Raw genomic sequence first — 16,629 nt, forward strand, 5'->3', positions numbered from 1 at the left:
GTCGATTGCCGATTGTGGATTGTGGATTGTCGACCACGCGAGATCACAGAGAGGCGGGGTAGGCGATCGTGGACATCAGGGCGTTCTCCGCCTGTCGCGAGTCGAGGCGGGTGTGCTGGACGACGAGGGGCCGGTCGCTGCGGATCACGAGGCAGTAGTCGATCCCCGGAAGGATCGGCTCGGGGCCGCGGAGGTCGTTGATCCGTTGGTGGTGTGCGCGACGTGCGGGAACGGTGAGTTCATAGGGTCCGACCGGCTCGCGATCGGTGTAGAAGACCTCGATGGTGACGTGCGCGGGGTCGCTGCCCGCGTTGAGCATGCAGATGCTGTCATGGCTGGTCATCGCGGGTGCCGGCCCGGTGCTGCCCGGAGGGATGTAGCCGTCCGCGACCACCCATGTCGTGGTGCCGATCGCCGGGGTCGTCATGTGAGTACGCCTTTCCGTGGTGAGTTCCGGTCTGGTCAGAAGTCGTTCGCGCTCTTGGCCATGAGGCCGCCGTCGCATACCAGGTGACTGCCCGTGACGTAGGAGGCGTCGTCGGAGAGGAGCCAGGTAGCGGCACGTGCGATCTCGACGGGGTCGGCCATCCGGCCGAGCGGGATCTGCCGTGCCGCGGCGTCTCTCAGGCGTGCGCGCTCCGCCTCGAGTTCGTCACCGTCGAGGCCGAAGTAGAGCATGGGCGTGTCGGTGGCGCCGGGGACGACCGCGTTGACGCGGATGCCGTGAGGGGCGAGATCGATGGCGGCCGCCCTCACGAACGCGGAGACTCCGCCCTTGGACGCTCCGTACGCGCTGTTCGAGCCGCCCGCGAAGCCGACGAAGGCGGAAGGGGACGACACGCACACGATGGAGCCCGGCCTCCCGGTGTCCCGCAGGGCTTGAACCGCTGTGCGTACGGTCAGGAAGGTGCCGGTGAGATTCACGTCCAGAACGCGGCGCCATGTGTCGAGGGGCATCTGCGGCAGGGGTGCGTTGATCTCGATGCCGGCGCTGGCGGTCACCCCGTCCAGCGGACCCAGCGCGGTGCTCGCCGCGCCGAACGCGTCGACGAGTTCCTGTTCGTCGGTGACGTCCGGCGCGGCCGACCAGCTCCTGGGGGCGCCGGTGCGCCGGGCCTCGGCCGCCGCCCGTTCGGCGCTCTCGCCGTCACGGTCGAGGATGCCGACGGCCCAGCCCCGGCGTGCGGCTTCGAGCGCGGTGGCGCGGCCGATGCCGCTTCCGCCGCCGGTGATCAAGATCGTCCTGGTCATTCGGAGGGGTCCTCGGTGGCTCTGAAATGGGTGTTGATGTGGTCGGTGACGGCGCGGTCCAGTGCGTGCTCGTCGCCCGCGAGGAGTGCGTCGATGAGCTCGCGGTGCTGGGCGGCGACCACGGTCGCGTCTGAGTAGTGGCTCGCGTCGCGCCGGAAGTAGGCGCGCACACGGGGCTGGATCGACCGCCAGATCTGCAGGCAGTGCTGCTGCCCCGACAAGGTCACGACCGCCTCGTGGAAGCGGATGTCCTCGTCGGCGAGCAGCGCCGCGTCGTTCGCGTCGGCCGCTGCCTCCATGTTGTCGACGAGCGACCGGAGGTGGGCGTAATCCGCGTCGGTCAGACGGGGCATTGCCTTGCGGAAGGCGAACTTCTCCAGGGAGATGCGGACAGGTACGAGCACGTTCTCGATCTCCTCCTGGGAGACGCCGAGCACCTCCGTACCGCGGTAGGGGTAGGAGATCACGAGGCCCTCCTGCTCCAGTTGGCGCAGTGCCTCGCGGACCGGCGCCCGGCTGGTTCCCAGCTGTTCGGCGACTCCCGACTCCGTGAGTTTCTGACCCGCTTGGAGACGGCCCGAGGTGATGGCCTCGCGCAGGACGTCCGCGACGGTTTCGCGGCGGGAGGCGAGGGAGCCGGAGGGGAGCGCGGGAAGCGCCGGAAGTGCAGACATGGCCGGAGCGTAACAGGATTGTACTTTGTCGACAATCGCTGGGTGGCGGCTCCCGCGGTCGGTGGGCGTGGATCCGGCGAGGCGGGTGCTGAGGGCCAGGCGGTGGTCGCGGCGGGGGAGTGGCGCTTCGTGGCATGGGTGCTCCCGTGGTGGTGCGGCGCCCTCGGCGGGCGGCCGTTCGGCAGACTGTAGCCCAATGGTCGATTGTCGACAATGGCCTTCTCGGTCGGGTACGGTCCGAACACGGCCGCCGCGATTTCGTCGGTACCCGCGGCCATGACACCCGTGACGAAAGGCACTCCATGAAAATCACCAGGGTCGAGACATGCGGTCTTCGTGGGGCGACCCCCGAGGGCGGTTGGTCGAACGAACTGCGTCCGGACGACGTCGTGCACACGCTCGTCGCCATCCACACCGACGAAGGCGTCACGGGCATCGGAAGCGCGTTCACCACCGAGAACCTGGTCCGGGGAGCGATCGACCTCCTGCTCCCGCACCTCATCGGACAGGACCCGGTGGAGGTCGAGCGGATCACCGAAACACTGCACCAGACCGCTTTCTGGATGGGCCGGGGCGGCGCGCTCACACACGCGACAAGCGCGATCGACATCGCCCTGTGGGACCTCGCCGGCCAGGTGCTCGGCCAGCCGGTCGGCCGACTGCTCGGCGGACGCCACCGCACCCGGGTGCGCCCCTACGCCTCGGTGCTCATGGACGAGGCCGGCCCCATGACGGACAACCTCACACAACTCGTGGAGCAGGGATTCACCGCGTTCAAGATCGGCTGGTGGAAGTTCGGACGGGTGGACGCCGCCACCGACGAGCGGACCGTCGCCGCCGCCCGTGCCGCGATAGGCGACCGGTGGCTCGCTGTCGACGCCGGCGGCTCCGAGGGCTTCTTCCCAGGCGGTCTGGCCTGGGCGAAGCGAACCGCGCGGATGCTCGCCGACTACGACGTCGCCTGGTTCGAGGAGGCACTCGCCCCGGATGACCTCGAGGGTTTCGCGGAACTGCGCGCGGGGTCACCCGTCCCCATCAGCGGTGGCGAGACCCTCACCCGCAGGCAGAGCTTCGCCCCCTATCTCCGGCGCCGTGCCTTCGACATCGTCCAGCCCGACACCACGAAGGGAGGCGGTCTGAGCGAGTCGCGCCGGATCGGCTGGGAGGCGCAGGACCTCGGCATCCGCCTGATCCCGCACGGATGGAACACGGCCATCGGTCTCGCCGCCGATCTGCAGCTCTCGTCCGCACTGGCGTCCACCGACCTCGTCGAGTACAAGACCGGGTCGGCCTATGTGGACGACCTGGTCGCGGGAGGCTGGCGGCTCGACGCCGACGGATACCTCGACATCCCCTCCGGCCCGGGCCTCGGAGTGTCCCTCGCCCCGGAAGCGGTCGAGAAGTACGGCACGCGGCCCGCCTTCGCGGACCCGAAGTCGTGAGCATGCCGACCACACCCCTGCCGAAGGTCCCGGCGGTCCTCCGCACCCGCCGGTGGCCCGTGTCACCGGCGGCCAGGGCGTCCAGGATGGCCTCGTGTTCCTCCGGCACGGCTTCCTGACGCCCTTGCTGGTTGAAGAGGGCTCCCGCCAGGGGCGCCACCCGGGCGCCCCGCTCGGCCACGTCCTCCAATTCCGGACAGCCCGTTCCAGAGGGCGCTGCTCACGGCCGCGCTCAGGCCTGCTTCTCCGCCCCCGCTGCGTCTGGAAGGAAAGATGCCGAGAAAGCCCCGATGGTCCGGGGAACCAATATTGGCGCAGAAGGCCGGTGAAGAAGGCCGATTCAGGGTAGTTCTTTTCGGTGCGAGCGATAGTATCGTTTCGCCGAAACCACCGAAGCCGAACTGCATGAGCCCGGGGGTGCGACTCCCTTGATTACCCATGTCCGGAGTGTAGCGCTCGGTGTACCCGATCTTGCCGCCGCGCGTGAATTCTTCGAGAAGCACTGGCAATTGGACCTCGTCGATACGGACTCGGACCGGGTGTTTCTCGGAGCCGGGTGCCAGGAGAGCCAAGTGCTGCGGTTACGGGCCACCGCCGAGCCGCGGGTCGACCTGCTGTGCCTGGCCGCGGCCACGGACGCGGATGTGGACGCGATCGCCGGGCGAGTGGCGGCGCATCCGCTCGGCCGTCTCGTCAGTGAGCCTGCCACCTGCGATGACGCGGGTGGCGGTTACCGGTTCCGGTTCCTTGACTGCGAGGGGCGCACGGTGGAGGTGTCGTCCCGGGTGGCGGTGCGGGCGTTCCGGTCCGTTGAACCGGGCGAGGGCAGGCCGACCGGGATCAGCCACGTGGTGCTCAACACGTCTGATCTGCCGACCGCGCTGGCCTTCTACCAATCGATTTTCGACTTCAGAGTGAGCGACTGGGTGGAGGACATCATGGTATTCCTCCGTTCCGGTACTGCCCATCACATGCTCGCCTTCACCCGCGCACCGCACGCGTCGCTGAATCACATCGCCTTCGAATTGCGCGGGATCGATGAATTCATGCGGGCAACCGGTGCCATGGTCAGGAACGGGTACTCGCCGCTGTGGGGACCAGGCCGGCACGGGGTCGGGGCGAACACTTTCACATATTTCCAGGAACCTGTATCGAGATTCGTCGCCGAATACACCACGGGAATGCTGCGCATCGACCCCGACCACGAGTGGACTCCTCGCGTCTACCCGGGCAACGCGCAGACCAGTGACACCTGGGGGGTGGCGTCGCCGCGCGACGACGCGGTGTCGGCGAGCCTCTTGGGCTGCCCGGACATGGGGCTGTGGCAGCCGCCGCCGGTGTGACCGGGAGGGGCGGGTCGATGAGCGAGGGGCGAGGGGCGAGGGAGAGGATCCCGTGGGAGGGGACAGCGGCATGGCAGGGGAAGGCGGTCGGCGGACGGAGCGGGAACCGGTTGCCGTGGTGACGGGCGGCGCCTCCGGAATCGGCCACGCCGTCGTGGCCGACCTGGCCGCACACGGCTACCGGGTCGCCGTGCTCGACCGGGAGGCTCCGGCCGACGGCGACGCGGACCGGGTGAGGTGGGTGGTCGGCGACGTACGTGACCCCGAGGCGAACGACAGGGTGGTGGACGTCGCGTTGTCCGGCTTCGGAGGGCTGGACCTGTTCGTCGGCAACGCGGGGGTCCACGACGGCGGGATCGGGGTGCGCGATGTCGGCGGCGCCGAGCTGGCCGAAGTGACGCGGTATGTGCTCGACGTGGACGTCGTCGGCTACCTGCTCGGGGCACGGGCTGCCGCCGAAGCCCTGGCCGACAGCGGGGGATCGATGGTCTTCACCCTGTCCGACGCGTCCTACCTCGTGCGTGGCAACGGCGCGGGCATCGCGTACGCCGCCGCCAAGCACGCGGCGCTGGGGATGGTGCGCCACCTGGCCGCCGACCTCGCACCCGCGGTCCGGGTGAACGCCGTGGCCCCGGGTGGGATCGTGACCGGACTGCGTACCTCGGACGGCCGGCAGGTCTTCGCCGACGCTGACGAGATCGCGGCGACCGTGCGGGCGTTCAACCCACTGGGCGTGGTGCTGTGCGCCGAGCAGGTCGCCCCGCTCTACCGGTTCCTGGCCTCCCCCGCGGCGGCAGGCATGACCGGGGAGGTGCTGCGGCCCGACGGCGGCCTGACCGTGAGGTAGGGCGATGGCGGCCTGACCGTGCGGTAACGCGCGGCTCACCCGTCCACCACCACGTCGAGCAGGTACGGGCCGGTGGCGGTGAGCGCGGCCCTCAGCGCGGGCACCAGTTCGGCCGGATCGGCCACTCGTCTGCCCACGCAGCCCTGGGCGGTGGCGAGTGCGGCGAAGTCCAGCCCGTCGAGCGTCGTGCCCACCGGTTTGCCCATGCCCAACCGGTCGGCGAAGCCCTCCACCGTGGCGTAACGGTGGTTGTTCACCACGATGACGGTGAGCGGGAGACGCAGCCGGGCCGCCGACCACAGCGCCTGGATGGCGTACATGGCGGAGCCGTCGCCCACCACGGCGACCACTCGGGCCCCCGGCCTGCCCAGCGCCATGCCGACCGCCGCGGGAAGTCCGTGTCCCAGCGCGCCGCTCGCGGTGGTGTAGAAGGTCTCGGGCCCCAGGTTGGGCAGGTACTCGCACATCACCGGCCGGGTTCCGGGAGCCTCCTCCACCAGGACGCACCCCCCAGGTCGTTCCTCGGCGAGGGCGTGCACCAAGTGCGCCTGGGAGATCCGGTCGGCGGAGGGCGTGGGCGGCTTCCGGGGATGCCGAGCGGGCGGCGGGGTGCGCGGCCTCCTCGGCGGGTGGGCGCCGAGCATCCGCAGCGCGGGCGCCAGCCCGGTGATGACGGCGGTTCCGCTCGGACACCAGGACGCCTGCTCGGGATCGTCGGTGAGCAGGTAGAGGTCGGTCCCGGGCGGGAGGTGCGGGCCGGTTCCCGGAACGTGATAGGTGAACACCGGCGCACCCACCGACAGCACCAGGTCGCGCCCCGTCAGAGCGCGCACGATGTCCTCGCGCACCGGCGGCAGGAAGCCGGCGAACAGCGGGTGCAGTTCGGGGAAGGCGCAGCGGTGGGACATCGGTTCCGCCCAGACCGGCGCCTGGTGTGCTTCGGCCAGCGCCACCAGGTCGGGTACGGCCTTCTCGCGGTCGACCCCGGCCCCCGCGATCAGGGCGGGCGACTCCGCGCGCGCCAGCGCCTGGCCGACGCGGGCGAGCAGGCCGGGGTCCGCGGCCACGGTGGTGCTGGTCAGCCTGGCCGTGACGGGTGGCTCGGCGGGCCGGTCCCAGTCGTCGCTCGGGACGGACACGAGCACCGGCCCCGCGGGTGGAGCGGTCGCGAGGTGCCGGGCGCGGGAGATGGCCGACGGCACGTCCTGTGCGCGGGCGGGCTCGCGACTGAGCTTGACGTACGGGCGGGGCAGTGTGGCCGGGTCCTCCGACAACAGGTACGGGTGGCCCTCCAGCAGCGAGCGCGCCTGCTGGCCGGCGACGACCACCAGCGGCGTCCGGTTGCGACGGGCGGTGAACAGCGCGCCCATGGCGTGCCCCACCCCGGCAGCCGAGTGCAGGTTGACCAGTACGGGGCGGTGGGTGGCCTGCGCGTACCCGTCGGCCATCGCCACCACCACCGATTCCTGCAGGCCCAGCACGTACCGGAAGTCGTCGGGGAAGTCGCGCAGCATGGGCAGCTCCAGCGACCCGGGGTTGCCGAAGACCGTGGTCATGCCTTCCGCGCGCAGCAGGTCGAACACCGCCTCGCGCACTGTCGTCGTTTCTCCGGAGTGTGTCATCGGATGCCGCCTTCCGCAGTGATGCCCGCTGCTCGCAGCGCCGCGCGGACGCGCGAAGGAGTCAGGGGGAGCGAGGTGAGGGCGTGTGCGATCTCGGGAACCGCGGCGGCGACCGCGCAGGTGACCGCCGCGGGTGGCAGGATGGTGCCACCCTCACCGAGCCCCTTGAAGCCGCCGGGAATCGCCGTGCTGGGGGTGCAGGTGTGCTCGATGACGAGGTCTTCGGGGATGTCCTGGGCCGCGGGGATGGCGTACTCGCGGAACGACCGGGTGACGGGGACCCCCTCGGCGTCGGCCCTGGCCTCCTCGGTGAGCGCCTGTCCCAGTCCCTGGGCGATCCCCCCGGCGATCTGCCCGTGCGCGATGAGTGGGTTGACCAGCACGCCGCTGTCGTGCACGGCCCAGTAGCCGGTCACGGTGACGCGCCCGGTGCCGAGATCGACCGTGACCTCGGCGGCGTGCGCGCCGTGGGCGAAGGTGAGCTGCGGCGGGTCGAAGTCCACCGCCTCCTCCAGCACGATCCGGTCGGTGCTCTTCCTGCGGCCCCATCCCCGGTAGCCCCGGTGGGCGACCTCGCGCCAGGTGATCCGCGCGCCGTCGGCACCATGAAAGGCCGCGTCCGGGGACGAGGGGTCCGCATGGGAGGCGATCCGCTGGGTCACCCGGTCGGGGTCGGTGCCCAGGAACCCGGCAGCCAGTGTTCTCATGCGGTCGGCGAGCCGCCGGGCGGCGATGAGCAGTGCGCCGCCCGCGAGCGTCAGCGCCCGGCTGGCCTGGGCGGACAGGTCGGAGTGCGGGGCGGTGTCGGTGTCCCCGAGTTCGACCCGCACCCAGTCCAGGGGTACGCCCAGCCCCTCTGCCGCGATCTGGGCCAGGCTGGTCTCGATACCCTGGCCGACCGCGATCACCCCGGAATAGGCGGTGACGGTCCCGTCGTGGTTGATCCGCAGCCGCACCCCCTCCCAGCCGCTCCACGCGATCCCGAACGCCTCGAGCAGAGCGGAGGGCGCGAACGCGCTGATCTCCACCGCGGCCACGACGGCGCCGGCCCGGCGCACCCACGGCGGGTCCGGTGGGGGCGGGCGCTCGGCCAGGGCGGCGGCCCGGCGCAGCGCGGCACCGTAGTCGCCGCTGTCGTAGGTGAGTCCGGTGTGCGTGGTGTGTGGCAGCTCCTCCGGCCGGATCAGGTTGTCCAGCCTCAGGTCCAGGGGTGACACGCCGAGTTCACGGGCCGCTTCGTCAATGAGCCGTTCGCGGATGAACGCCGCCTCCTGCATCCCGTACCCGCGGTAGGCGCCGGTGGGGACGCGGGTGGTGTACACCCCGGTGACGGTGGCCGCAGCGGCGTCCACGTGGTAGGGGCCCTGGAGGGTCAGCGCGGTCACCTGATGCGGTCCGCTGCCCGCCTGGGTCGCGTACGCGCCCAGGTCCGCGAGGATGTGCGCGTCGAACACGAGGAACCGGCCCTCGGGGCCGATGGCGAGGCGAGCCGTGGTCCGCTGGCCCCGCCCCTGGTAGGCGCAGATGAAGTTCTCCGTGCGGGACTCCACCCAGCGCACCGCGGCGCCCAGGTCGACCGCGGCCGCGCACACCATCGCCTCGTCCGGGTAGAGCAGGACCTTGCTGCCGAACGACCCGCCCACGTCGGGGGCGATGACGCGCACCCGGTCCGCGCGCAGGCCGAGCACGGCGCAGAGGTCCTGGCGCATCGAGTGCGGGGACTGGCTGCTGGCGTGCACGGTGAGCAGTCCGGTGCCCGGGTCGTACTCGGCCAGCACACCGCGCGACTCCAGGGGGGAGTGGTTCACCCTCGGCAGGGTGAACTCGCGTTCCACGACCAGCTCCGCCCGCGAGAGAGCCGCCGCGATCTCCTCCTGGGGGGCGCCGAAGCGAATGCTCCCGGCCTCGTTGCCCGCGGCCCCCGGCACGATGGGCGGAGCGTGCTCGGCCAGCGCGTCGGCGACGGTGGGGACCGGGGGCAGGGGATCGAGGTCGAGGCGTACGGCGTCGGCCAGGTCCTCGGCCGCGGTCGGCGTGTCCGCGACGACGATGCCCAGCGGCTGCCCGGCGTAGCGAGCGGTGTGCGCGGCGATGGGGACGCGGTCTTCCGGCTGGCCGGGCAACCGCCAGACGGTGGGGATCGGCGCCGTGCGCTTGGCGAGGTCGTCGGGGCCCAGCACGAGTGCGCAGCGCGGGTCGCTCCTGGCGGCGGTGGCGTCGAAGCCGACGACCCGGGCGTGCGCGAGCGGGCTTCGCACGAGCGCCGCGTACAGCACTCCCGTCGCGCGCAGGTCGGCGAGGAAGCGGCCGTGCCCGCGTACCAACCGGTCGTGGTGGCGGGGCGGAACGGGCCTTCCGATGTGGTGGTGTGCTCCGCTCACCGGCCGCCCCCCGAGCCGCCGGAGATCCCGCGCAGCGCGGCGCGGATGCCGTCGTAGCCGGTGCACCTGCACAAGTGCCCGGCCAGCACGTCCGCTTCGCTGCCGCCGCTGCCGGCGGCGTGGGCCATGCGCACCACCAGGCCGGGGGTGCAGAATCCGCACTGGAGGCCGTGCTCCTCGACGAGGGCGCGTTGCACCCTCACCAGGTCACCGCTGCCGGCGACGCCTTCCACCGTGCCGACGTCCCGGCCGTCGGCCTGCACCGCGAGTACGAGGCAGGAGCAGACCGGCTCCCCGTCGAGCAGCACCACGCAGGCGCCGCAGTCGCCGGTACCGCAGCCCACATGCGTGCCGGTCAGCCCCAGCGCGGTGCGCAGGTGTTCGGCCAGCGTGGTGTGGTGCCAGGTGTCCTCGGTGCGGGCGATCCCGTTGACCCGTATGGTGATCGTCCGGACGTTCATCGTTCCTCCCGGCCGGCTCGCGCCGCCAGTGCCCGCAGCAGCAGCACGCCGGCGACCTCGGCCCGGTACTCCTGGTCCTCGGGCCCGGGGCTTCGGGCGGCTTCCCTTCCGACCGAGGCGACCAGCCCCGGGTGCGGTCCGGCGACGGGGCGTCCCGCCAGTTCGGCCTCGACGCCGGGCAGCCGAGCGGGGACGGGCCCGCACCCGGCCACCACCACGCGGGCGGCCCGGACGAGACCGTCGGCGACGTGGAGCCCCAGGCACACGCCGACGACGGGGTACCCGGTGCTGCCGCGCGTGCACAGCTCGCTGAACTCGTATGTGAGCCCGCCGGTGCGGGGGAAGACGACCTCGGTCAGCAGCTCGTCGGGCGCGCGGACGGTGGTTCCCGCGCCGGTGGCGAACCGGGCCGCGGGGACGGACCGCGCACCGCGCACCGACCGCAGCACCACGTCGGCGCCGAGCGCGACGGCGACCGCGGGGAGTTCCGCGGCCGGGGCGGCATGGCACAGCGAGCCGCCCAGCGTGGAACGCACGCGGATGTGCGGATGGGCCACCGAGGCGGCGGCGGAGGCCAGCACGGGCAGGGCGGCGGTCAGTTCCGCGTGCTGTTCCAGATCGCGCAGTCTGGTCATCGCGCCGATCCTGACGCGGTGGGGCGCCACTTCGATCCCCGCCAGACCGGATATCCCGTTCAGGTCCACCACCACGTCCGGGCGCACCTCGCGGCGGGTCAGCAGGGGGACCAGGCTCTGCCCCCCGGCCAGCGGTGTCACCGCGAGGCCGGGGGAGTGAAGCGCGCGCACCGCGTCATCGACGGTCGTGGGCGCGGTGTAGTCGAACGCGACGGCCGTCACGCTGGCGCCCCTTCCTGCACGGCGGCGCGCACCAACGCGGTGAGCGCCGAGGGAGGCAGGGCGCACAACGCGTCCAGGACCGTGGCGTCGAGCAGCGCACGGTGTCCCGTGCGCTCGGACACCAGCAGCAACCGCCGGCCGTTGCCGGTCGGGTGCAGCAGGACCCCGACCGACGCCGACTCGCACGACACCCTGCACAACAGGACATCCTCCCGGTGTTCGCCTTCAGAAGATGACGGAGAGCTGTTCATGAGTGGCGACCTCCACGTCCAGCAGGACACACCTGCGCAGCAGCAGCCAGCGCCCGTCGCGCTCGCGGAGCAGGTCCCGGCGCGCGGCGCTGACGAGCACGGTGTGCTCGACCCCCCGGTTACTGGTGACCAGGAGGTTGGCGTCGGCCCGCACCACCTCGGCGGCGGGTGCGTCGAACACGCGCACCGAGCCGATGAAGTGACGCGTGGTGGTGGCCGGACGGTCCGACCATGCCGGGAGCAGTCCGGTTCGGCCGAACTTCAGCTCGAGCACCCGCTTGGTGGCTTCGAACAGCACGGCGGACCGGCTGTGCCGCGGCAGCGCGGGGTCCTCCCGCAGCAGCGGCACCGGGATCTCGTAGCGAAAGGCGGGATCGAGCATGTCCAGCCAGCGCTGGTGCTCGCCCTCGTCCAGCGCGGCGCTCTCCTCCGTGAGCACGGCGGTGATCTCCGCGTCGAGACCGGTGAGCCGTGGGCCGCGGTCGGGAAACGGGCCTCGGGCCAACTCCTCGGGGCGGACGGCGAACGGCGCCGCGGGGCGCGGGTCGGGCTGGTCGATCACGGCAGTTCCCCCATCAATGTCGACCAGCGCCGGTAGAAGGCGCGCTGGTTGTGCTCGCTGAGGGTGGCGACCTCGGCCCGCGCCGGCCCGGGGAATCCCCGGGCGGGGGTGGACCGGCCGACACCGAGGGTGAGGTCCACAGGCCCTCCCCGTCCCGGTGCCGAGTGGGCGAGGGCGGCATCGATCCGGGCGAAGTTCTCGAAGTCGTCCATCTCGAACAGGATCCCGCCCGCGGACTGGGTGCGTGCCTGGAAGCGGTAGGAGCGGCGCCGCCACTCCGTATCCATCGCGGTGGGGGCGAGCGTCCAGTACAGGCACTCGGTCTCGCGGGCGCTGACCGGCACGTGGCTGCGGACCACCAGGTAGCGGGTCAGGGGGTCGGCGTCCTCGCCCACCGCCCGGTCGTGCGCGACGCTGAGGAACACGGTGTTCGGGAACACCACCCCGTGCGCGACCTCGCAGTGCGAGGTGAACCGCACCTGCTCCGGGGTCTGCGCCGCGGTCAGTTCGGCCCACCGCTCGGGCGGATAGCCGGGGAACTGCGGTGCGGTGAGGTCCCTGTCCTCGATGGAGAGCCCGCTCTCGACGACGTAGCCCGCTCGCACGCTGTGCCCGGCCGGGGTGGCGATGTTGACCGCGACGAGGTCGGTACCCGCACGCCCCCGGGTGCCGTTGGCGAGAGTGTCACCGTAGATCCCCTGGTCGAGCGCGATCTGGTGAGTGGTCCGCATGTGGTACCCGTCGCCCGCGAAGTTGTCCGTGGGGATCTTCCAGTTCCCCTTGGTGCGCACCCGCTGCGGCGGGCCGCAGACCTCCCACTCTCCCGCCCCGCAGTCGAGGATGGCGTCGAGGTACCAGGCGATCTCGCCGAGGTAGTCCTCCAGGGCGGGGGCTTCCGTGTCCCAGGTGGCGAACAGGAACCCGCGCCGGCAGGCCACGCGTGCCGCGGGCAGGTCGTGACGGGCGCGGTCGAAGTCCGGTGGGTACCCCGACCGGAGCGCGGGCACACCGACCAGCCTGCCGTCGTTGGCGAAGGTCCAGCCGTGATAGCTGCACCGAAGGTGGGCGGTGTTGCCCAGGCTCGCACGGCACAGGCGGGTGCCCCGGTGAGTGCAGGAATTGTGCAGCGCGCGTACTTCTCCGTCTTCTCCGCGCACGACGACGACCTCGTCCCGGCCGAGCATACGCAGCACGTAATCACCCGGCTCGGGCACCTCGCCGGCGAATCCGAGCAATTGCCAGGAAGGATGGAATACACGATCGTATTCAGCATCGAGGATGTCGCTGTCAATAAATGCACGGCGACCGATCGCGCGCACCGAACCATCGACTCCGAACGACATAAATCCCTCCCGAGGGCAATTTCACGGCAGGGCGAACCGCGCATCACACATCGACGGCAGCCCATGCCGAAAACGGGGATCGCACAGCGCCGCGAGGGCCAGATCAAGAAGGAGGACAGGGTGGGAGCGCGGACGCGAACCCCGCCAGGCTGCCGCGTCGTAGGTCCACTACCGGATGAGGACCCCGGGTCCCGCCAGACCACGGAGCGCCGCTCACCGTCAAGCCGATGCTAGGTGCGGCGACTTCGGCACGCAAGGGCCGGTCCCCGGGGCCGTGCGCCACCCGTCCCGTTCCCCCGGGGTGTCTCCGCTCCCGCGCCGCGGCCGGGCCACGACGCCATCGCCCCCGGTCGCGCGGGGTGTCGAGGCGGGATGCACGGGTTACCGGACGGCAGGCCGACCGCGTCGGACCGCCGGCCGCGCGGGAACGGCGACCACCGCAACCAAGCCAGAAAGACCGGGACCGCCGCTGGCGATATCCGGCCCCCTGTCACGTCGAATCGGCCCCTTGCGCCACGGGGGTCCCGGCCGGGCCGACGTGCGCCTTGGACCCGTGCCCGCGCCCTGCCGGGCAGCGGCTGAAGGCCTGCCGGAGCTGGCCGAAGAACACCCGGGTTTCCGGCCTGAATCCAGAAAGGGGAGACCGAATTCCATCGCCTTGAAACACCGCCGAGAAAAATATATTACGGTGACACCGCGAGAGCCACGGATTCATGCCCCGGCTCCGAGTCCGGTGTCCAATCCGGCGCTATCGGATGTCCAGTGCCCTCCCGCCCACCTCTTGGGAGTCCTTCCTGTGTCACTCGACCTGACAGCAATCGATGACTTCTCCCACAACAACGTCCAGTACATCGAGGACCCGTTCTCCTTCTACGCGCTGATGCGCGAGCACAGCCCTGCCCACCTGTCCGGAACGATCTTCGGCGGCACCTGGCTGATGTTCCGGTACGCCGACTGTGCGCGCCTGATGAAGGACGAGCGGTTGTCCAACGCGCGCTCGGCGGTCCCGCTGCGCTTCCTCGATCCTGAGCAGCGCGCGGAGTTCGCGGACATGCTCGACGTCTACGGCCGCTGGCTGGCGTTCCACGACGGCAAGGAGCACACCCGTAACCGCCGGCAGGCAAACCGGGGTTACGTGCCGTTCACCGACGAGTACCTCGAGCCGCGCATCCAGGGCATCGTCGACGGGCTGCTCGACCGGGTCGACCCCACCGGGTTCGACCTCATAGCGGATGTGGCCTTCCCACTGCCCGCGATGGTGATCGCCGATGTGCTCGGCGTCCCGGTCGAAGCGCACCCCCAGCTCAACCGCTGGACGGATGACATCGCGCACCTGTTCGGCTCGACCTCGGTCTCGGTGGAGCACCTGCGCCGTACCAGGAAGAGCACCCGGGAACTCGCCGCCTTCCTGGCGTCCGAGGACAACGCGCGCCGCTCGCGTGACGCGGGCGGGCTGCTGCACCGGTTACGGGAGACGGAGGTGCACGGGTACCGCTTCTCCGAGCGCGACGTGGTCGCGCAGGCGGCGCTGCTGCTGTTCGCGGGCGTGGCGTCGATCCGGTACCTCATCGGCAACAGCGTGCGCGCCCTCGCCGACGTCCCCGCCACCCAGCGGGATCTGCTGCTGCATCCCGACACCGTGGGCCCCGCCGTCGAAGAACTCCTGCGCGTGTGCACACCGGTCTCGTTCGTCGGACGGGTCGCGGCCGAGGACTTCGACTACACGGCTTCCGACGGGACGGTCGTCCCGCTGCGCAAGGGGCAGCCCCTGCTGCTGTACGTGGCCTCGGCCAACCGCGACCCCGAGGTCTTCGAGCACCCGGACGAGCTGGTCCTCGACCGGCCGCTGCCCAACCGGCATCTCACCTTCGGTATCGGCCGGCACCTCTGCTTCGGCGACCCGCTCGTGCGCCAGACGACCCGGATCGCGCTGAGCACCCTGTACCGCAGATGGCCGGATCTGCACGTGCCGCCGCAGGCGACCGACTGGAACAACAACCTCGGCTTTCATGGTTTCACCTCGCTCTGGGTCACCGGCGGCGTCTGAGTACCGCGCCGGCCCGCACACCGCGCGGTCGGCGGGTCACCGCGCTCGTCCGCCACCAGCGGCTATCCACCTCACCACCCGGACCGGACTCCTCGGAGCGGACAGGAGAACACCACCGTGACAGCACCCACCGTGCACAATGTCGTCAACGGCAAGCGGACCGAGCCGGTCCCGGGCACCGAACACATCGAGGTGCTCGACCCGTGCACCGGCGAAGCGCACCTACGCGTGCCGTGTACCGGTGCCGAAGACATCGACCGCGCCATGCGCGCGGCCGCGGCGGCCTTCGAGGAGTGGTCGCGGACCACACCTGGCGAGCGTCAGTCCGCGCTGCTGGAGCTGGCCGACGCGGTGGCCGGGCAGGCCGCCGAGTTCGGCGAGGCGGAGCTGCGTGACACCGGAAGCCGGGACGCCGCGGGCGAGATCCAGGGGATCGTCGACGAACTGCGCTTCTTCGCCGGTGCCGCGCGGCTGCTCGACGGGGTGGCGGGGGGCGAGTACGCATCGGGACACACCTCCTACACCCGGCGCGAACCGGTGGGAGTGTGCGCCCAACTCGCCCCGTGGAACTTTCCGCTGCTGATGGCGGTGTTGAAGTCGGCTCCGGCGATCGCCGCCGGGAACACCGTCGTGCTCAAGCCCGCGCAGACCACCCCCTCGTCGGCGCTCATGCTGGCCGACCTCGCCACCCGGATCCTGCCGCCCGGCGTGCTGAACGTGGTCTGCGGCGGCCCCGCGACGGGGCGGCTCATGGTCGAGCACCCGGTGCCCGCCGCGGTCTCGCTGACCGGATCGGTCTCCGCCGGGGTGGACGTGGCCACCCGTGCCGCCGCCACGCTCAAGCGCACCCACCTCGAACTGGGCGGCAAGACCCCGGTCCTCGTATGCGCCGACGCCGACATCGCCGACGCCGCGCGGACCATCGTCACCGGGGCGGTCACCAACGCGGGGCAGGACTGCACGGCGGCCAGCCGGGTCCTGGTGGCCGACCCGGTGCACGACCCGCTGCTCGAGGCGCTCGTGGCGGAGGCTTCGACACGGCGCCCCGGTCCGCCCTCGGAGCCCGGCAGCGCGTACGGGCCGCTGAACAACCCCGAGCAGCTGGCGCGCGTGCAGGGATGCGTCGACGCGCTGCCGCCGCACGCACGGGTGGTCACCGGCGGCCACCGGGTGGGCGACCGAGGCTTCTTCTACGCCCCCACCGTCATCGACGGTGTGCGCGGGGACGACGACATCACGCGTACGGAGATCTTCGGCCCCGTGATCACCGTCGAGCGCTGCACCGACGAAGCGGACGCACTCCGTCGGGCCAACTCCTCGCCGTACGGCCTCGCTTCGGCCGTGTGGACCACCGATCACCGAAGGGCGATGCGGCTCTCGGCGGAGCTGGCCTACGGGACCGTATGGGTCAACACCCATCTGCAGTTCCCGTCGGAACTGCCGCACGGCGGCTTTCGCCAGTCCGGCCACGGCAAGGATCTGTCACGATACGGTTTCGAGGCGTACACACGGATCAAGCAAGTGACGCACCGTCTGTAGCAGTTGGGT

The 16,629-nt window shown here is 71.4% G+C and carries 16 protein-coding genes; 6 read left to right on the forward strand and 10 right to left on the reverse strand.

Annotation, left to right across the window (positions count from 1 at the left end):
• Positions 1–43: 43 nt before the first annotated feature.
• Genes ABFY07_RS01220 through ABFY07_RS01230 form a run of 3 tightly spaced genes read right to left on the reverse strand, consistent with a single transcriptional unit; the run spans position 44 to position 1,925 of the window.
• Positions 44–427 carry a sensory rhodopsin transducer gene (locus ABFY07_RS01220; protein ID WP_346172591.1) on the reverse strand — a complete coding sequence of 128 codons (384 nt, stop codon included), beginning with the start codon at positions 425–427 and terminating at the stop codon, positions 44–46.
• A gap of 35 nt (positions 428–462) precedes the next feature.
• A complete protein-coding gene (locus ABFY07_RS01225) occupies positions 463–1,251 on the reverse strand; it encodes an SDR family NAD(P)-dependent oxidoreductase (RefSeq protein ID WP_346172592.1) in 789 nt (262 codons plus the stop codon).
• A complete protein-coding gene (locus tag ABFY07_RS01230) occupies positions 1,248–1,925 on the reverse strand; it encodes a GntR family transcriptional regulator (protein WP_346172593.1) in 678 nt (225 codons plus the stop codon). Before ABFY07_RS01230 ends, ABFY07_RS01225 begins: the two co-directional genes overlap by 4 nt.
• 42 nt (positions 1,926–1,967) lie before the next feature.
• On the opposite strand from ABFY07_RS01230, the gene ABFY07_RS01235 reads away from it, so the two are divergent.
• From ABFY07_RS01235 to ABFY07_RS01250, 4 genes are all read left to right on the forward strand, one after another.
• On the forward strand, positions 1,968–2,117 hold the full coding sequence (locus ABFY07_RS01235; protein WP_346172594.1) for a hypothetical protein: 150 nt from the start codon (positions 1,968–1,970) through the stop codon (positions 2,115–2,117).
• 110 nt (positions 2,118–2,227) lie between these two features.
• Entirely contained in the window at positions 2,228–3,367 is a 1,140-nt protein-coding gene (locus ABFY07_RS01240; protein WP_346172595.1) for a mandelate racemase/muconate lactonizing enzyme family protein, read from the forward strand.
• A 428-nt stretch (positions 3,368–3,795) separates the two neighbouring features.
• Positions 3,796–4,710, forward strand: coding sequence for a VOC family protein (locus tag ABFY07_RS01245; protein WP_346172596.1), 915 nt, complete (start codon positions 3,796–3,798; stop codon positions 4,708–4,710).
• 70 nt (positions 4,711–4,780) lie between these two features.
• Positions 4,781–5,557 carry an SDR family oxidoreductase gene (locus ABFY07_RS01250; protein ID WP_346172597.1) on the forward strand — a complete coding sequence of 259 codons (777 nt, stop codon included), beginning with the start codon at positions 4,781–4,783 and terminating at the stop codon, positions 5,555–5,557.
• Positions 5,558–5,592: 35 nt separating this feature from the next.
• On the opposite strand, the gene mdlC is transcribed toward ABFY07_RS01250, so the two are convergent.
• From mdlC to ABFY07_RS01285, 7 genes are read right to left on the reverse strand one after another with little or no spacing between them, the layout of a single operon-like run.
• Positions 5,593–7,179: a benzoylformate decarboxylase gene (gene mdlC / locus ABFY07_RS01255; protein WP_346172598.1), complete on the reverse strand. Its 1,587-nt coding sequence runs from the start codon at positions 7,177–7,179 to the stop codon at positions 5,593–5,595.
• Positions 7,176–9,560, reverse strand: coding sequence for a xanthine dehydrogenase family protein molybdopterin-binding subunit (locus ABFY07_RS01260; protein ID WP_346172599.1), 2,385 nt, complete (start codon positions 9,558–9,560; stop codon positions 7,176–7,178). Before ABFY07_RS01260 ends, mdlC begins: the two co-directional genes overlap by 4 nt.
• Complete coding sequence (locus tag ABFY07_RS01265; protein ID WP_346172600.1) at positions 9,557–10,021, reverse strand: (2Fe-2S)-binding protein; 465 nt, start codon at positions 10,019–10,021, stop codon at positions 9,557–9,559. Before ABFY07_RS01265 ends, ABFY07_RS01260 begins: the two co-directional genes overlap by 4 nt.
• Entirely contained in the window at positions 10,018–10,878 is an 861-nt protein-coding gene (locus tag ABFY07_RS01270; RefSeq protein ID WP_346172601.1) for an FAD binding domain-containing protein, read from the reverse strand. The genes ABFY07_RS01265 and ABFY07_RS01270 overlap by 4 nt, the downstream gene beginning before the upstream one ends.
• On the reverse strand, positions 10,875–11,078 hold the full coding sequence (locus ABFY07_RS01275) for a hypothetical protein (RefSeq protein ID WP_158080371.1): 204 nt from the start codon (positions 11,076–11,078) through the stop codon (positions 10,875–10,877). The genes ABFY07_RS01270 and ABFY07_RS01275 overlap by 4 nt, the downstream gene beginning before the upstream one ends.
• 25 nt (positions 11,079–11,103) lie before the next feature.
• Positions 11,104–11,691, reverse strand: a complete 588-nt coding sequence (locus ABFY07_RS01280) for an aromatic-ring-hydroxylating dioxygenase subunit beta (RefSeq protein ID WP_346172602.1) — start codon at positions 11,689–11,691, stop codon at positions 11,104–11,106.
• Complete coding sequence (locus ABFY07_RS01285; protein ID WP_346172603.1) at positions 11,688–12,926, reverse strand: aromatic ring-hydroxylating oxygenase subunit alpha; 1,239 nt, start codon at positions 12,924–12,926, stop codon at positions 11,688–11,690. Before ABFY07_RS01285 ends, ABFY07_RS01280 begins: the two co-directional genes overlap by 4 nt.
• A 904-nt stretch (positions 12,927–13,830) precedes the next feature.
• On the opposite strand from ABFY07_RS01285, the gene ABFY07_RS01290 reads away from it, so the two are divergent.
• Both ABFY07_RS01290 and ABFY07_RS01295 read left to right on the forward strand, forming a co-directional pair.
• Positions 13,831–15,081 carry a cytochrome P450 gene (locus ABFY07_RS01290; protein ID WP_346172604.1) on the forward strand — a complete coding sequence of 417 codons (1,251 nt, stop codon included), beginning with the start codon at positions 13,831–13,833 and terminating at the stop codon, positions 15,079–15,081.
• Between the two features lie 117 nt (positions 15,082–15,198).
• Positions 15,199–16,620 (forward strand): aldehyde dehydrogenase family protein, encoded by a 1,422-nt coding sequence (locus tag ABFY07_RS01295; RefSeq protein WP_346172605.1) that lies wholly within the window; start codon positions 15,199–15,201, stop codon positions 16,618–16,620.
• Positions 16,621–16,629 lie beyond the last annotated feature (9 nt).

The organism is Streptomyces sparsogenes subsp. cuspidosporus (genome assembly GCF_039532705.1).
GTDB classification, from domain to species: domain Bacteria; phylum Actinomycetota; class Actinomycetes; order Streptomycetales; family Streptomycetaceae; genus Streptomyces; species Streptomyces sparsogenes.

What these genes read in the sequence shown, in the direction of transcription:
- ABFY07_RS01220 (WP_346172591.1), bottom strand. Translation starts at nt 427, where the DNA reads ATGACGACCCCGGCGATCGGCACCACGACATGGGTGGTCGCGGACGGC.
- ABFY07_RS01225 (WP_346172592.1), bottom strand. Translation starts at nt 1,251, where the DNA reads ATGACCAGGACGATCTTGATCACCGGCGGCGGAAGCGGCATCGGCCGC.
- ABFY07_RS01230 (WP_346172593.1), bottom strand. Translation starts at nt 1,925, where the DNA reads ATGTCTGCACTTCCGGCGCTTCCCGCGCTCCCCTCCGGCTCCCTCGCC.
- ABFY07_RS01240 (WP_346172595.1), top strand. Translation starts at nt 2,228, where the DNA reads ATGAAAATCACCAGGGTCGAGACATGCGGTCTTCGTGGGGCGACCCCC.
- ABFY07_RS01250 (WP_346172597.1), top strand. Translation starts at nt 4,781, where the DNA reads ATGGCAGGGGAAGGCGGTCGGCGGACGGAGCGGGAACCGGTTGCCGTG.
- mdlC (WP_346172598.1), bottom strand. Translation starts at nt 7,179, where the DNA reads ATGACACACTCCGGAGAAACGACGACAGTGCGCGAGGCGGTGTTCGAC.
- ABFY07_RS01265 (WP_346172600.1), bottom strand. Translation starts at nt 10,021, where the DNA reads ATGAACGTCCGGACGATCACCATACGGGTCAACGGGATCGCCCGCACC.